This window comes from Nostoc sp. LPT, assembly GCF_017115165.1.
Taxonomy (GTDB): Bacteria; Cyanobacteriota; Cyanobacteriia; order Cyanobacteriales; family Nostocaceae; genus Nostoc.
The window spans coordinates 1-14,843 of sequence record NZ_JABXKF010000116.1 but is presented as its reverse complement, the minus strand read 5'-3'; the positions used below and the strand labels follow the sequence as shown (position 1 = coordinate 14,843).

The following is a 14,843-nucleotide window of genomic DNA, read 5'->3' as shown; positions in this document are numbered from 1 at the left end:
ATTTTTCGTTAAGGTACTTAGTTTTGGGCGGGTGCATTCGCCCAAAACTGTTTTTTACCTGAACCTAAATGCGGCAACTGTGGCTTTCGACAAACCCACGTCACCAGTCGCAAGTGATTGTAGATTGCGTTGTTCATCTAACAACTTGGTGCGGATAGAATCTATCTTTTGCTGCAAAAGACTTTGCGTATCTGAACCCAGATTCTTCGACTCAATCGCCGGATCGTTAACTATAGAATCTAAGTGCGCCATCATCGCCTCCAAGCTGCTGCCAGCCTCCGGGTCAGCATTCGCTAGCAAAACCTGAACCTTCATAAGATGGCGTTGCATCTTTTTTTTGAACTGGACTGGCTTGCGTCCTGGTTCCCAGTCGCTCAATTCTTCAAGCAACTGCGCGGCGAGTTGTTCACCACCAGCTAAAGCTGATTCCCGTAGCCTTTGCTCCAGATTTTGGTCATACTGTTGGATGAACTTGGTAATCTGATCAAGACATTCGGCTTGTTGCTGATTGAGTTGTTCGGACAATGCCGGGATAATCACTGGACGACCAATAATGACTTGCAAATAGTCTTCAAGGTCGGTCAGAGTCGGGAATGCTCTTAACAAATTAGCTTTTACAGATTCTTGCTTATCCTGTGCTAATTCCCAAGTGTTAAGCGAGAGGAACTGATCAATGCGCTCTTGATAATCTTCGAGTCCTGCTTCGTAATCAGCTTTTAACTGATTGCGTAAACCAGGGGCGATATTATCTCTGATATTGATTAACTGATTCCAAACAAGTGGAGCTAAATCAATTGGACAAACCCAATCACCAGTATCCGCAGACATCCACTCTTGAACTGAAGCAATCTCTTGCCTCAATTGTGTAGCAGCTTCATCAAGCTTTTTAAATACCTTGATACCCCGCAAACCGACTTCGGAATTTGTAACTTTCACAAGGTCTGATTCAATTTCAGAGACTTCAGCTTTTAAGACATCTGCCCATTTAGGAGCGGCAGATTTTGTACTTTTCTTTAACTGGATACGAAATCTGATGCGGGTTTTATTTAACTGTGAGAAATTATGGCGCTCGACTACTGCATCAGTTAGGAAATTTGCAGCAATAGGGTTGTCGATTGCTTGTACCATGATTATTGACCTCAATACTATTTTTCACTTCAAATTAAGCGAAGCTTTCTTTGTGGTGATTTCTCAATAGAGCGAATGTCTGTAGTAGCTCTATAGATTACTTTTTTAGAGCCATTTTGCAGGCGAATATGTCTTTTAATGACTGGTGGTTTATGTATGGACATGGCTTAAAATAGCTGAAGTTGCTGTGAATTATCCTGTGCCACGGGCTTTTTATAAACCATGCCTTCGACTTCATAACAGCGAGTCATAAGTTTGTTTCGATTTAGTCGAAAGCTGGCTTTTTTCCTTTGATTTGGCAAAGGTACAAATAGATACTGTGGATGTTGTATAGTACCTTCATCGCCCAAATATCGGGAAAGTGTACCGTTGATTTGGTAAACTTTTGATGAGCTTAATAGCGTCGTGTCGTAAACCTTAATCAAATTTAATTCCATCTTATTAGCAGTGAGGTGTGCCATAATTTATCGTGGAATCGATTTTTCTCTACAGTCAGACTGATTAAATCTGACTGTAGAGTTTTTCACGCATAATTCGTTACTTTTCTGTTAATTACTGATTGAGAGTGACAAATACTACAGATAGAAATGCTCGAAAATCAGATTTAATTTTTCCTTTGATTCATCTGACAGAGCATTAAAATCAAACTCTTTGGAGTCCCAAACTTCATCAAGGCTTGTAGACTCATCAATAATATTTGCAATCAGACAGGATTGATCGTCGTGCTTCCAACCATTTGCTAGAAGCCACGGCAGAACTCCCTCAGATTGCAATAATTTTTCAATGTCGAACAAGTCAGAAAACTGCTGTAAGTTTTCGATACTGGGGTGAACTATTGTAATAGTCATTTGTTGTTATTGATAGTAGTGAGTACACAGCAAAAAGATGGGGAAAGGGGAAAGGGATTCATGAATTAAATTATCCTTAGAAAAGCAAGGTTTTTACCTTTTCCCCTGTCCTCTCTTTATTAGCTGTAGATAAGACTTGAGAACTGATCAAATATGCTTCCCTACTTGAAGGTAAATAGGGAAGCATAAAGGTGAACGCAATTGCTGCAATCACCTCAACAAGTATTTGGCTATTAAGAAGGCACATCCTTCCAGTAACCAACTTCATCGTCATAATTTGCTTGCATAGACTGCAATTTGTTGACAAAGTTAGCAAATTCTTCGATAGTTAGTGACTGCCTTCCTTTTTTACCATAGTTATCTATGAGAAACTGTTTGCCCTTTTCCTCTTTCCAACCTAAAGCTTCAATCAATCGTTGTGACTCCATCATCAATTGATTGCGATCTAGTGCATGAGACGTATGCTTTGGTAAGTTATTGTTAGGCAATCCTTTTTTCCACCAATCGCAGATGGAATTATGCACAAGGGCAATTTCTTGAGCTATTGGTTTCTTGCCAATACAATAACTCTCCCAGTCGGGCGCAGTTGGCTTTTCGTATCCGCTACATACACAGGCATTGGAAGTTTGCCCCCCTTTCTCACGTTTCTCTGTTTTCAATATGGGACAAAATACCCACATCGAATGCCAAAGTAAATTCTTTGGTTGGTGATGTTTGCCTTGAAAACTTGCATAAGCTTGTTCGCAGGTTTCACGGAATGCCATTAGTTGTTGATCAAACGACACTTGAAACACTCCCCAAGCAGTTATTTGTACTGGTGCGATATGAAGAGGTTGATTTTGGACATCGACGAAAATCACCATATACCGCCTACCGAATTTGTAGGCGTTCTTGTCCAAACCATCACTGCTACGCCAAACTCCAATCACCTTTCTATCGTTTCCGTATAGCAGAGGCGATCGCCCAATCACAAGTATTCGTGGTTGTCTATAGAGAGCGCCAGGAATGCCTATCTTTTCATCGTTTTCGTCCAACTTGTTAGTAAGAACTTTATACTCTTTCCCACCAACTAGTTCTTTATTTTCGTACCATCCTGCTAATTGTTGATTTTCGTAAGCAATCCAAATGCCTGCGGGTGAAGGAATGCTTTTAGCTGCTGGAGTCTTTTCGTATGACTGATGTTCAGCAGAATCAAAGTCAAAAGCTGTCATAGTAGCTGCTGCCTTTCTTTAATGTTAGTTTTCGCAAAAAATAAGCGAAGCTTTAATTCTGAGTGGCGAATGGCACTGATTTTAAAACAGTGGTGGAAGAGAATTCTCTTCCACCATTTCACTTACGCCGCTACCAACTCCCGACGAACTTGCGGCAGTTCAATCGGAGCAGTTACCCTGGACAGTGCTTCTACAGCCTCCCTGACGCTCCAGTACCGTACTCCATCGCCGCACCGCCAATAGTAAGTTTTAGGGTCATTTTCCCAGACTTCCTCAGCGTTTCTGACCTTGAAGATAATTCCCAAGAACTCACCGTACAGATATACATTGTGAGCCGTCTGGAGGTCAGTGCGTCCTACATAAGTCAGTCGATAGCCATCCACTGGTTCGCACAAGTCTTCTGCACGAGTCCCGCGATAGGAGCAGTTACCGCAGCCGTGACCATCACAATCTGGGCAGATAGCAGCAGGCATATTCCACTTCGGCAGGGTAAAGTCCCATTCAGCAAGTGGGGTTAATATTCGAGCTTTGTGGGAAATATAACAACCAGCATGACCGATTACTTTATCAGAATGGTATTGAACGCTCAATGATAGCCAATCACAATCACCCAACAAGCCAATTTTCTCAGAAGCTTGTTTTAATTCCTCATCTTCTTTGTGATTGCACTTTACTGGAGCAGAAAGACTCGCTTTTACCTCTGCAACAGCGCGTTTGAATGATTGTTTGTGGTATCGAGCATAACCGTGGGTCATTTTTACCCACACGATATCATCCGAGTTTATCCAGATAGTCACTACATCTTCGGGCTTGCACTCTTTTGAGTAGTCTGACTGATTGACGATAGTTGCGATGATTTGGCGATCGCGTGTGGTTAACGGATCTTTTGTTGGCGCAGGGGCTGAAACTTGTGTCATCATTAGAAATACCTCTTAAATGGGTAAAAGGGCGATCGCGAGTTTTCCAGACGCAGCGATCGCCTTTTGTTTTGCGTGAACAACGTTGTGGTTTACCGCAACGCTCTCAAAAAGATTTGGCGTAGCCTCATATTTCTGAATTTCAGTTATTTTCTAGCAAGAATTCACAGCACAAGGCTCTAGAGAAGGTATTGAGAGGCTGCGCTAATTGCAGTATGAGTGGATTTATTGAGTGATCTTGAGTATCTCCCCCAGCCGACTTTACCTGGCGTACCTTGTGCTATACGACGGGGGGTTCTTGTTTCTCAAATCTATGTTTTGTGTTGATCAAATCTGGGTTTGTGGTGAGCGATTCTATATTTAGCTGGGAGGCAACCGCTCGTTTCCTCTCATACCTAATAATGTAACCTTAGATATTGGACTTGTCAAGTATGACATAACAAGTTAAAATGAAAATGTGAGAAATATATCCCAGCAAAAGATACTTAAGGAGTAGGACTTGTGGGATTAACATTAATGCGTGTGACGTTTAGTAAGGAGTTTCCTGGATTAGGGGAAAAAATAAAAGAACTTAGAAAAGCTTCGTCTAAATCTGTAACTGAGTTAGCCGCAGAAGCCGGAATTAGTGCAAACCATTGGAGCCGAATTGAACGCGAAAAGGTTCAGGATCTGCCCATAGAAACATTACGAGGTATAGAGAAAGCACTAGGAACAGAATTAGGGGTTCAAGTATAAGTGTATTTTCCTAAAACAGTAAATAATTAAAAGCGATCGCCTCCCGCCAAGAAGAACGATCGCCTCAACTACGCCACCACAAGAGGAATAGTTATGTCTAACCTATCAGTTTTTGCATTTGAAGAGAAAGAAGTTCGTTTTGTCGGTACAGCAGAAAAGCCACAATGGGTAGCATCTGATGTCTGTAATTGCTTAGAAATCAGAGTATCTGGTGTCAGTGAAGCTATTGCATCTCTGGAAGATGATGAAAAGGGTAACGCTAATGTCGTTACCCTTGGTGGAGAACAAGAAATGCTTACTGTTACCGAACCTGGGCTATACCGCCTCATCTTTAAGTCCCGTAAACCAGTTGCAAAACGTTTCCAGCGCTGGGTATTTCACGAAGTCCTTCCAGCTATTCGTAAAACAGGTAGTTATTCACTTCACCCATCCCAACCTCCCACACTTGCCCTTCCCCCAGTCGAACAGCGCTTAAAAACTTTGGTAGAAGCAATGAAGACCCTGGCTGAGATAACAGGTGGCAGACTCAACCCCTACATGGAGCAACAGATAAATGATTACGCCGCCAACCTCTTAGCTGACCACAACAGACAGTCTCTAATCGGCACAGAAGAGAAGTGGTTAGGTGTGGTCAATTTTGCAGAAAGCGAACTGGGCAAGAAAGTCCCACTTAAAGGCTCCCACTATCGCGGACACTTGGGCACATGGGTGAGAACATTCTACCCACACTTGGGCGATCGCCAAGAAACACGATTGGTTAACGGTGTGCAGCAGCCAATCTATGTCTACGCTTGCCACGATCCGGCTGTTGCGGCAGGCTTAACCAAAGCTATAGAAGAGTTCTTCGCTCACCCTAGCCCTGGTGCAGCACTAAGGCAGGCAGGTGCTTTCTCAAAGAAAGCTGTAGTTACTGCTTGATAGTCATCGGTCATCGGTCATCGGTCATTGGTCATCGGTCATTGGTCATTGGTCATCGGTCATCGGTCATCGGTCATCGGTCATTAGTCCTTGGTCATTGGTCATCGGTCATCGGTCATTAGTCCTTGGTCCTCGGTCATTGGTCAAGGAGAGCGATCGCCCACTAATCAAGAATTAAGACTTTTACAACAAAGGTAAATTTTACCTTGAGGGGAAAAGATATGGAACTCGGCTATTTCCAGAAAGATGTATTGATTGAAAAACTAGCTAAGAAATTCTACGCGATCCAAGGCTATGTAGTCCCTGAATCATATCGAATGCAATCAGCTACACATCCAGCAGAAAGAGCGTGTGTAGCTATGGCTATCACTGCAATCGAAGAAGTTGAATTTGAACTTGCCAACGATGACGATACAGAAATTATCAAATGGCAGCGAGGGCAATCTCTGAGTGAAGAATGTCAATACTACTTTTGCAAATATGAGAAATTTACTTTAACACTATTGACTTCGCCACATACAAATATGACTCGTGTAGAAGTTTATTTAGAGAATACAAAGCTTTACGTTTCTGAAAAAGCAATCAGCCCTCAAGAAGCAACAGAAGAACTACAGGATTTTATTAACATACTTGCTGCACAATTACAAACTTTGAACCGAATTGAGTTTTAGGAGTATTTATGAAAGTCGTAGTTCAAGTAGTAGAAAAAATCATTAGTGAAGCCCACATTCACATTCCTGATGGACTCACAGAAGATGCAATCAGACAGCACATTGTTGGACTTTATAACAGTGGTGAAATAACTCCTGATTTAAACATATTTCAGGTTGATTTTGAATCCATCAGCGCAACGATTGTTCAACAACCGCAGGAGGCAGTATGAGACTCACAACCTTACAAGGCCATTACCAGTGCATTGTTATAGATCCTCCCTGGTTCTACAGACTTCGTTCTAAAGACAAAACTCACCGCAACCGCATCCCTTATCAACCAATGCGGACTGAGGAAATTCTGGCTCTGCCCATTCCCGAATTATGCAATCGCAACGGCTGTATCCTCTGGCTCTGGTTTACGAACAATCACATGGTAGAAGCTGCTCAATGCTTGCAAGCATGGGGATTTGAACTCAAGACTATTTTGACTTGGGAAAAAGTCACCAAAGATGGCACTAAAACACATCTAGGTGTTGGTCATTGGCTGCGAAACTCGACCGAACATTGCGCTTTGGCTGTTCGTGGGAATGTCAAAGCTTTCTCTGGACGAACACTCACAAACGAGTCCACCATCCTGCACTCACCCAGGCGTGAGCATTCCCGTAAGCCTGAAAATTTCTACCAACTCGTAGACAAACTGTGTCCAGACATAACAAAGCTGGAGATGTTCGCACGCGAGTCTAGGGACGGCTGGGACTGTTGGGGGGATCAGGCGGATCTGTTTGATCAGCCTGTTGAGCAAAATCAGCAAGATATTTCCTTAACTGCCTAACTAAGGAATAATTTAGGCACTAAAAGTCTACGCTCATCTGGAAAATCCAATACCAAGCTCTCAAATACTAATTTTCTCTGGGAGTGTCGGTTGTTGGCTGATACAAGGAGCGCAATTGTTCTAAGTTACTGGCCGTCTCTAGTCCCGTAAGAACTGCTCTTAATTGCTCGACATCTTCAATTCTGGAAATTTCTGGTAATAGGCTTAAACCCTCAGTACCAAATTTTAGTTTTAAACCAACTGCAATCCCTTCTAATAAAGATTCCATTCTGGCAATTCGCTCAAATGATGTCATGTACTGCATAGATTGTTGTGCCTCTAGTTGTTCTACTTCCCTTTTAAATTCTCGTTCTAAATCTAATGGTAATGTCAACATCCAATCAATAAAACCTAACAAATTCAGAATAGCTTCGCGCTCAAACCCCTGCTCGTACAACCTACGCGCTAAAGCTAATTTCTGCTGCTTACGTTGTAACCTGTCACCACGGGTTTGCATTGCTGCCAAATGAGCCATGACCACCGTAGCAAACGGATTATGGCTCTCTTCAAGCTCCGGCAACCTTTGTTGATAGTCTAGCAGCTTGATCACAGGAAAGTGAAAATCAACCGTACAGCCAAACAATTCATAACCAAATTGATTTGGTCGCCAGTTGATGTTGTCATCTCCCAGTACCGCACATGATGCAACAGAGCGATTATAACGGTCAAAAATCCGATAGTTGTATACAAACATACGTTTCGGAAAATCGCTTTCTTCTTGGCTTTGGACTTCGACATGGATCAATAGCCAAGATTCTTCACCCCCAATGCGGTAAATTTTCACCAATTTGTCAATTAATCGCTTTCCTAACTCCGCATCACGGACTACTTGCTGTAGCTCCTGATCAAGAAAATCAAAACCTCTACTCCAATCAATTTCACTGTGCGCTTGGGGAAAAAAGAACAACATGAAGTCTTGGAAATACAACTGTAGTATCTGCTTCCAAGGAGAATCGTATTCAGTAAGAGGTGTTTTATTAGCCATTTTCAAATGTATTGTCTAATTTCAAATTTCAGAGGTATTTATGCCAACAAACATAGAATGGACAGACTTAACAGATAATATCATCCGTGCCAAAGTCGGCGGTTGGTGGTGTCAAAAAATCTCAGAGGGATGTAAAAATTGCTATAGCGAAAAGTTAAATAAAAAATCTTTCTTTGGCGGAAATAAACAACCCTACTCTGGGCAACCACCAGAGTTAGTGTTAGATACAGAAGCTATTCGGAAATGGGGATTCCAAAGGAAACCTAAAAAGCATTTCGTTTCTTCAATGACCGATGTTTTTGGTGAATGGGTTCCGCGTTTTTGGCAACATGAAATGCTGGACGGAATGTTCGTTGCACCAAAGCAGATATTCCAAATCCTCACCAAACGCCCAGAAATTATGTTGTCATCTATAAATGAATGGCTCTCTAATCATGGGCTAGAGGAATTACCTTCTAATATTTGGGTTGGAACTTCTATAGAAAACCGTCACACTCTTGAAGAACGTAGTCAATTCATTGCCCAAATTCCAGCTATTTTTAGGTTTTGGTCAGTTGAGCCATTACTAAAAGATTTGGGCGATATTAGCCAATATTTGAATGATGCCCAGTGGCTTATTATCGGTGGTGAATCAGGGCCAGACTCTAGACCATGCCACATCGAATGGATTGAGTCTATTGTTAAACAGTGCAGTGAGTCAAAAACCCCTGTGTTTGTGAAACAGTTGGGGGCGAATGCGTACTACCAGGGGCAACAATTTAAAACCCGCGATAAGAAGGGTGGCGAAATTGTTGAGTTTCCACAAGAATTACAGGTTAGAGAATTTCCTTTTTCTATACATGAGTAAAAGCAAATCCCCCGCCTGTCAGAAACAGTGCGAGGGAAAAATAAACTGTAGATTTTAGCAAGGTGCAGATTAGAAATATGAGTTTACATCATGAGTTGCTACAAAGTTGCCGGAGGTGTTTATGAGCAAAGTTATAGCAGGTAAATCTCTCAGTACGCATTATACACCAGTATCTAATGCTTTAATCCGTAACTCCGAAATAGATGATGGTACATTCAGATTAATTTGCTGGATGACATCACACACTGAAGGCTGGGAGGTAAATTTCAACAGCATTAAAAACTCATTGGGTTATGGTCGAGACAAATTACGCAAGATTCTCAAAACTGCGGAAATCCAAAATTATTTAGTCAGAAGAAAAATTCGTACTGAAGCGGGGTTATTTGATTTTGAGTATCACATCTTCAAGGATACCAATTCGGCGATCGCTTTTCGAGAATCCTTGCAACCTGTTGAATTGACCAGTGACTTGTTTTTAGGAGGTGGCGCAACCAGGGGGGGCAAAACCGGAGGTGATCAAACCAGAGGTGGTGAATCAACCCCTCTATTAGAAGAACAATATAGAGAAAACCAAAAAGAAGAAAAACATACTCAATTTGCTCCCCAAACCCAAGAATCGTGTGTGTGTGAAACTGAACAGCTAAATCTTGAAGAACCAACTCCAGAAAAACCAAGTTTAGAAGAATCAACCCCAGAAGAACCAACCCCACAACAACCCACTTTGTTGTTAAAAAATTGCGAGTCTTCGCAACAAACCGATAACCCCTCAAGAGGATCAACTATTGCGGCGGGGTCGTTCAAGAAACGCGAACAATCAAATAAGCTGCAACTAACCTGTCCCTACAAGACAGCCCGGAACGTGAAAGAACTGATTGATGCCTGGCTAACAGACCCGACTGCTATGAGTGATGATTGTGTGCCTCTACTTGTTAGAGACTCAATCAAGTGGAATCGCTGGGTTTTACCTTGGCGCAATGGAGAACGAAAGCTGAATAACCTCTACCAGAATTTCAACCCAATAGTCGTGGACTTCCTAGCACAAGAATTAGCCACGAAATCGAAACGCTCTGCACAACAGGAAATAGATCATGCGATCGCAGTCATGAACACCTGGGAAAAAACCAAAGGTGGGTGGACGAACCTGATGCAGCGCTATAACCAAGCATTGCAAACAGAAAAACAGCCCCTACCCCAACTGCATACTGCTACGACAAAAAGACCAAGTAACACCACTAGCATCACGCTCGAAGATGCTTTGGCACAAGACCGAATGCGCCGTCAGCAAGAGCAATCCATTCGGGTTCCATCCAATAACTATCAACACAGCCCACAAATGCTGGAGCTAAAAGCGAAACTTCAAGCCAAAGCAAATGAGCCAAAAGTTCCGAGCAACACCAGACCATCTTCCACGAATTTGCGAGAAGTTGAAGCGCAGTTAAAATTAGCACTTAGAGCATGACTATGTACAGCAATCAAGACAACGTAGTTTCTTTTGCCCCTGATCGAAATCAAGTCAACTTGCCTCCACAAAACATTGAGGCTGAAGAAGCGATTTTGGGCGGGATTATGCTTGACCCAGAAGCGATAACTAGAATCAGCGATCGCCTAATAACCCAAGCCTTTTACATCAGCGCCCATAAAGATATCTATCAAGCCGCAGTCCAACTTCATGCTACATATCAGCCCACAGATTTACTAAGCGTCACCGCATGGTTGTCTGACCACAATCTGCTCAATCGCGTTGGTGGCAGAAATAAGTTAGCAACTTTGGTAGACCGCACTGTATCCGCCGTCAACATTGATGCTTTGGCCGATCTGGTGATGGAAAAATACCGACGGCGACAGTTAATCAAAGTGGGATCGGAAATTGTCCAACTCGGTTACGAGACGCAAACTGAACTACCACTTGTTCTTGGGCAAGCTGAGGCGAAAGTTTTTGGTGTTACTCAAAATCAAAGTGATGAACGCTCTTTGGTTTTCTCAGCACAAGACATGGGCATTGAACTTTTTCAAAAGTTGGAGATGGGGAATATGGCAGGTGACAGAGTTGGTTGGTACGACCTCGAAAATATCACCGGTGGCATTTATCCCAGCAGCTTAGTTGTAGTAGCAGCTGAATCTCACATGGGCAAAACTCATTTCATGATTTCTTACGCTTACGAAATCATGACCAAACTTGGAAAGCCAGTTCTGTATGTAACTCCAGAAATGGACAAGAATCAACTCAATGCCCGAATGCTTGCCCGAATCACAGGCGTAGACGCTTCTATGATTCAAACCAATACTCAATGCTACTGGGAACAAATAGCACAAGGCATAGGACAGATGGTGGAGTTGCCTTGGAAGGTTTACGAGCATTCCTCACCTACAACCCCAATGATTGCAAGTGCAGTGCGCCGTGCCATTGCCAAATTTGGTGGTTCTATTGGTGCTGTGTTTATTGATTACTTGCAACAGATCCCTCTGGAATCCGGCGGAAACATGGCCTTTGAAGTCGGCAAGATTACCCGCCAGATTCGGGATATTGCTAAGTCTCACAAAATCCCTGTTTTCTTAGGCTGTCAAATCAATCGAGGGAATCAAACAACGGCTGATAAACGCCCCAATCGTCATTTACTTCGCAACTCTGGTGAAATCTTTGAGGTTTGCGACCAGTTAATCATGCTTTACCGGGATGCTGTCTACACAAAAGACCCAAGCGATCGCACTATCGAGTTGATTGTTGAGAAAAACCGCCTTTACGGTAAGCTCGGCACTGCGACCATGTTGTGCGATTTATCGACCTCAAAATTTTTGAACTTGGCGAGATAATTTCATGCAATGAACTTTTTTTAAGTCTTAGAGGTCGATATATGAAAGCGCTATCTGTTCGTCAGCCTTGGGCATGGGCAATTATTTATGCTCTTAAAGACATAGAAAACCGTGGCTGGCCCATTCATTATCGCGGCGACATTCTGATTCACGCTGCAAAAACCTGTACCAAAAAAGAATACCAGCTAGCGAGAGAATTTTGCCAAAGCATGGGTGTGTCTATCCCAGAGTTAAAAATGCTCCGTCGCGGTCAAGTCATCGGTATTGTCACAATAGTTGATTGCAAGTTTTCACAAGTTGCATCTGGTTGGGGGATGCCTGAGCAATATCATTGGAAGCTGGAGAACCCACGCGAGATTACACCAATTCCTTACATTGGGCGGCTTGCCCTGAGCGTAGCCGAAGGGTTGGGAATTTTTGAAGTACCTGATGATTTGGTCAGGAGTGCGATCGCAAGAGTGAAATCAGTCCTCTCACTTTTCTCCGGCATCGGCGGACTCTGCCACCACGGAATATCAGCTGCTCGTCTATCCCACAAATTCCGAGTCCAGCAATTTGTCGAAATCTCCACTTATTCTCAATCACAATTGCGCCATGAACAACCAGGAATTCCAATCCACGCAGATATCACCAACTACCATTGCCACCGACGACAGTTCGACATTTTGTGTGGGGGATTTCCCTGTAGCGGCACCAGTAACGCTGGAGATAAAAAAGGACTCAACGACCCCAGGTCAGGACTGTGGCGCGAAATGTTCCGCATCATCAACCAGTGTAGACCAGCAATCGCTCTCATCGAAAACCCAACAGGGCTACTCTCTAGAGGAATGGCAACAGTCCTCGAAGACCTTTCCCAAATCCGGTACGTATGCGAGTGGGAAACTATACCCGCGTACTGCCTCGGCTTGCCACATGAAAGAGAAAGAGTCTTTATCATTGCCTACGCCGATGGCTTATTCTACCGTCAACAGCCAACCCCCTGGACAGACCAAATTGGAAATCAGATTACGCAAGTACGGTTCTCTCATGAAGACCGAAGCTATCAACCCGGTATTCGTGAGGTGGCTTCTGGGGTTCCCGTTGGAGTAGCCAAGGGAATCAAGGGTAATTATGATGCCCGTCGTGCTTATGGCTTGAGTTGCTCTCCCCGGCAAGCTGCCATCGCTTGGAAACGAATTGACTATTTGTGCAGTCTATTGTCCAGTCAGGAGGCATAAGCATGATTAACCTTGTCCAGACTTTAGAAACTTGCTGGTATGTTTCACCACCTTGGGGTAAAGAGATTCCCCCCTTAGAAGTTTCCCTGTTGGAGAAAGTCTACGTCACTACCACCAAATCTTTCGGTTACTGTTGCGGTGTAGAGTGGTCAGCTAAAGGCTGGAGTTATGAGATTGTCTCCGGCAACGATAATCTAGCTGTTTTAGGACGTGAAATCATTGGTACAGGCAACTTCCAATTAGTTACCAAAGAAAAGCCTGTGTTTGGACTGGGTGAATTAGTCGAGTTCCGATTTCATGGCAATGGGCCACCAGTAAGGATTGTCCAGGGCATCCAACTGATTTGCGATTCCTGGTTCTACTGCATCGAATGGATGTCCCCAGGAATATCTGAAAACGGTGACGAGCTTTTTACTTTCAGAGATGCGATCGCCCTTGGTGGGGCTTCGCCCATCGCACGAGTGACTGACTATGATTTAGAGAGGGTGCGAGTATGACAATGTACACTTGATACTACCGTAGTAAAATCGACTACTGAACACCTGACCATCCTTGAACTGCTCGATGGTGTCAAGAGATAGGACTATCTTCCCCCTGATTGAGAGAATGTAGAAGCGATAAGCTCTTCTTAAGTCTTCTCCTTTGGAGATGCTAGCATGAACGGCTATGGCAACCGCAGCGAGGAACTCCAGTACAAGTCTACAATCTCGTCTCCCGGCAATGGCAACCGGGAGTGGTACAGGACTAATCTTCACTTGAACAGGGATGTAATATAATATCTACATTTAGTACTACATGAAACACAGGATAAGGCTGTTTTATGTGCGATCGCTCTACTTGTGAAGTGCGCTATTCATCCAGCGATAGCCTACACCAGAATCCGGTTGTTTAGCGTCAGTTCAACTAAAGCAGCAGCATGTAGCCTAAAATAGTACAAATACACCCATAATCAGCGAAAATTATCATAAAATCGTGGTCAAAACCAGTGCAAAGTGAATTAAGCGCTATTTCTGGCGATTTACAATGTAATATAGTTGGGGTAAATATAGCGAAGACACTGTTGGCGAATTCAGAAAACAGCTAAACTGAAGCAATTAGTTCAGAAATAAAACGATTGAGAGCTTTCTGGGCAGTTTTATACCCAGGTGCTTGTTTACCCAACTTCAGTTCAAACAAAACATGGTCACGTAAAATTTCAAGTTCTCTTACTGTTGGCAATCCAACAGACTGTTTTGCGATCGCGGTATCAGATGTTTGATGAAACTCGCTCTCCCGTGTAATACTCGGTGGAAGTTCGTTTTCTGGTGAAGTTGGAGCGAAAACTTCTGATTTTTTCCGTGTAATACTTGGTTGAAGTTCCAATTCTGCCGATGTTAACAATTGAATATCACCTTGGTTTTTCCGTGTATTACATGGAAAGGGCTGGTGTTTAATTATTTCCTCCAAATAATCTGCTCTGGTTAATCCCAAACATTCAGAAACAATCCCTAACGTCTTCCAAGTATCGTCCGTCAGTCGCAAAGAACGTACTTCACGATAGTCATCATTTTTGAGTGTAAACTTACCTTGAATATCCCTTTTGATCTTTTTCATAAAACTTTTTCCATGTATTACACGGAAAGTCTACAAACTTTTATCGAAAAAATCCTAGCGTGGTAAAATTCACTAGAGAAGACGACTCTCTAGATTAGCTAAGTAAGCC

General features: G+C 43.1%; 18 protein-coding genes. 11 read left to right on the top strand and 7 right to left on the bottom strand.

From position 1 onward, the window contains the following. Positions 1-54: 54 nt before the first annotated feature. The 5 genes from HWQ58_RS21890 to HWQ58_RS21870 form a co-directional block, all read right to left on the bottom strand. Positions 55-1,128: a hypothetical protein gene (locus tag HWQ58_RS21890; RefSeq protein WP_292867088.1), complete on the bottom strand. Its 1,074-nt coding sequence runs from the start codon at positions 1,126-1,128 to the stop codon at positions 55-57. Between the two features lie 167 nt (positions 1,129-1,295). Beyond that, positions 1,296-1,565, bottom strand: a complete 270-nt coding sequence (locus HWQ58_RS21885; RefSeq protein WP_292867133.1) for a hypothetical protein — start codon at positions 1,563-1,565, stop codon at positions 1,296-1,298. 138 nt (positions 1,566-1,703) lie between these two features. Next, positions 1,704-1,976, bottom strand: coding sequence for a hypothetical protein (locus HWQ58_RS21880; protein ID WP_196528224.1), 273 nt, complete (start codon positions 1,974-1,976; stop codon positions 1,704-1,706). Positions 1,977-2,209: 233 nt separating this feature from the next. Further along, positions 2,210-3,187 (bottom strand): DUF5895 domain-containing protein, encoded by a 978-nt coding sequence (locus tag HWQ58_RS21875; RefSeq protein ID WP_292867085.1) that lies wholly within the window; start codon positions 3,185-3,187, stop codon positions 2,210-2,212. Positions 3,188-3,309: 122 nt separating this feature from the next. Then, positions 3,310-4,107, bottom strand: a complete 798-nt coding sequence (locus tag HWQ58_RS21870; RefSeq protein WP_292867083.1) for a hypothetical protein — start codon at positions 4,105-4,107, stop codon at positions 3,310-3,312. Here HWQ58_RS21870 and HWQ58_RS21865 point away from each other — a divergent pair. The 6 genes from HWQ58_RS21865 (at position 4,098) to HWQ58_RS21840 (ending at position 7,242) form a co-directional block, all read left to right on the top strand. After that, the gene (locus HWQ58_RS21865; RefSeq protein ID WP_292867081.1) at positions 4,098-4,229 is read left to right on the top strand and encodes a hypothetical protein; all 132 of its coding nucleotides are present in this window, start codon (positions 4,098-4,100) and stop codon (positions 4,227-4,229) included. The genes HWQ58_RS21870 and HWQ58_RS21865 overlap by 10 nt on opposite strands. 376 nt (positions 4,230-4,605) lie before the next feature. Beyond that, complete coding sequence (locus HWQ58_RS21860) at positions 4,606-4,839, top strand: helix-turn-helix transcriptional regulator (RefSeq protein WP_104902082.1); 234 nt, start codon at positions 4,606-4,608, stop codon at positions 4,837-4,839. A 93-nt stretch (positions 4,840-4,932) separates the two neighbouring features. After that, positions 4,933-5,757, top strand: coding sequence for a BRO family protein (locus HWQ58_RS21855; RefSeq protein WP_292867078.1), 825 nt, complete (start codon positions 4,933-4,935; stop codon positions 5,755-5,757). Between the two features lie 221 nt (positions 5,758-5,978). Further along, a complete protein-coding gene (locus HWQ58_RS21850) occupies positions 5,979-6,428 on the top strand; it encodes a hypothetical protein (RefSeq protein ID WP_292867076.1) in 450 nt (149 codons plus the stop codon). Between the two features lie 8 nt (positions 6,429-6,436). Next, positions 6,437-6,640 carry a hypothetical protein gene (locus HWQ58_RS21845; RefSeq protein WP_292867075.1) on the top strand — a complete coding sequence of 68 codons (204 nt, stop codon included), beginning with the start codon at positions 6,437-6,439 and terminating at the stop codon, positions 6,638-6,640. Then, positions 6,637-7,242 (top strand): MT-A70 family methyltransferase, encoded by a 606-nt coding sequence (locus tag HWQ58_RS21840; protein WP_292867073.1) that lies wholly within the window; start codon positions 6,637-6,639, stop codon positions 7,240-7,242. Before HWQ58_RS21845 ends, HWQ58_RS21840 begins: the two co-directional genes overlap by 4 nt. A gap of 67 nt (positions 7,243-7,309) precedes the next feature. Here the strand turns inward: HWQ58_RS21840 and HWQ58_RS21835 are convergent, their stop codons facing one another. Continuing rightward, entirely contained in the window at positions 7,310-8,266 is a 957-nt protein-coding gene (locus tag HWQ58_RS21835) for a cytosolic protein (RefSeq protein WP_292867071.1), read from the bottom strand. Positions 8,267-8,306: 40 nt separating this feature from the next. Here HWQ58_RS21835 and HWQ58_RS21830 point away from each other — a divergent pair, with 40 nt between their 5' ends. From HWQ58_RS21830 to HWQ58_RS21810, 5 genes are all read left to right on the top strand, one after another. Then, positions 8,307-9,113 carry a DUF5131 family protein gene (locus HWQ58_RS21830; RefSeq protein ID WP_292867069.1) on the top strand — a complete coding sequence of 269 codons (807 nt, stop codon included), beginning with the start codon at positions 8,307-8,309 and terminating at the stop codon, positions 9,111-9,113. 121 nt (positions 9,114-9,234) lie between these two features. Continuing rightward, positions 9,235-10,572: a hypothetical protein gene (locus HWQ58_RS21825; RefSeq protein WP_292867067.1), complete on the top strand. Its 1,338-nt coding sequence runs from the start codon at positions 9,235-9,237 to the stop codon at positions 10,570-10,572. Then, complete coding sequence (locus HWQ58_RS21820; RefSeq protein ID WP_292867065.1) at positions 10,569-11,924, top strand: DnaB-like helicase C-terminal domain-containing protein; 1,356 nt, start codon at positions 10,569-10,571, stop codon at positions 11,922-11,924. Before HWQ58_RS21825 ends, HWQ58_RS21820 begins: the two co-directional genes overlap by 4 nt. A 41-nt stretch (positions 11,925-11,965) precedes the next feature. Continuing rightward, on the top strand, positions 11,966-13,141 hold the full coding sequence (locus tag HWQ58_RS21815; protein WP_292867063.1) for a DNA cytosine methyltransferase: 1,176 nt from the start codon (positions 11,966-11,968) through the stop codon (positions 13,139-13,141). Positions 13,142-13,143: 2 nt separating this feature from the next. Next, positions 13,144-13,638, top strand: coding sequence for a DUF1392 family protein (locus HWQ58_RS21810; RefSeq protein ID WP_292867061.1), 495 nt, complete (start codon positions 13,144-13,146; stop codon positions 13,636-13,638). Positions 13,639-14,221: 583 nt separating this feature from the next. Here HWQ58_RS21810 and HWQ58_RS21805 read toward each other — a convergent pair. After that, positions 14,222-14,734 carry a hypothetical protein gene (locus tag HWQ58_RS21805; protein WP_292867059.1) on the bottom strand — a complete coding sequence of 171 codons (513 nt, stop codon included), beginning with the start codon at positions 14,732-14,734 and terminating at the stop codon, positions 14,222-14,224. Between the last annotated feature and the right edge of the window lie 109 nt (positions 14,735-14,843).

Coding starts and splice junctions, on each gene's coding strand:
- HWQ58_RS21870 (WP_292867083.1), bottom strand. CDS start 4,107: ATGATGACACAAGTTTCAGCCCCTGCGCCAACAAAAGATCCGTTAACC.
- HWQ58_RS21890 (WP_292867088.1), bottom strand. CDS start 1,128: ATGGTACAAGCAATCGACAACCCTATTGCTGCAAATTTCCTAACTGAT.
- HWQ58_RS21805 (WP_292867059.1), bottom strand. CDS start 14,734: ATGAAAAAGATCAAAAGGGATATTCAAGGTAAGTTTACACTCAAAAAT.
- HWQ58_RS21850 (WP_292867076.1), top strand. CDS start 5,979: ATGGAACTCGGCTATTTCCAGAAAGATGTATTGATTGAAAAACTAGCT.
- HWQ58_RS21815 (WP_292867063.1), top strand. CDS start 11,966: ATGAAAGCGCTATCTGTTCGTCAGCCTTGGGCATGGGCAATTATTTAT.
- HWQ58_RS21830 (WP_292867069.1), top strand. CDS start 8,307: ATGCCAACAAACATAGAATGGACAGACTTAACAGATAATATCATCCGT.
- HWQ58_RS21820 (WP_292867065.1), top strand. CDS start 10,569: ATGACTATGTACAGCAATCAAGACAACGTAGTTTCTTTTGCCCCTGAT.
- HWQ58_RS21810 (WP_292867061.1), top strand. CDS start 13,144: ATGATTAACCTTGTCCAGACTTTAGAAACTTGCTGGTATGTTTCACCA.
- HWQ58_RS21835 (WP_292867071.1), bottom strand. CDS start 8,266: ATGGCTAATAAAACACCTCTTACTGAATACGATTCTCCTTGGAAGCAG.
- HWQ58_RS21825 (WP_292867067.1), top strand. CDS start 9,235: ATGAGCAAAGTTATAGCAGGTAAATCTCTCAGTACGCATTATACACCA.
- HWQ58_RS21845 (WP_292867075.1), top strand. CDS start 6,437: ATGAAAGTCGTAGTTCAAGTAGTAGAAAAAATCATTAGTGAAGCCCAC.
- HWQ58_RS21880 (WP_196528224.1), bottom strand. CDS start 1,976: ATGACTATTACAATAGTTCACCCCAGTATCGAAAACTTACAGCAGTTT.
- HWQ58_RS21885 (WP_292867133.1), bottom strand. CDS start 1,565: ATGGAATTAAATTTGATTAAGGTTTACGACACGACGCTATTAAGCTCA.
- HWQ58_RS21855 (WP_292867078.1), top strand. CDS start 4,933: ATGTCTAACCTATCAGTTTTTGCATTTGAAGAGAAAGAAGTTCGTTTT.
- HWQ58_RS21840 (WP_292867073.1), top strand. CDS start 6,637: ATGAGACTCACAACCTTACAAGGCCATTACCAGTGCATTGTTATAGAT.
- HWQ58_RS21875 (WP_292867085.1), bottom strand. CDS start 3,187: ATGACAGCTTTTGACTTTGATTCTGCTGAACATCAGTCATACGAAAAG.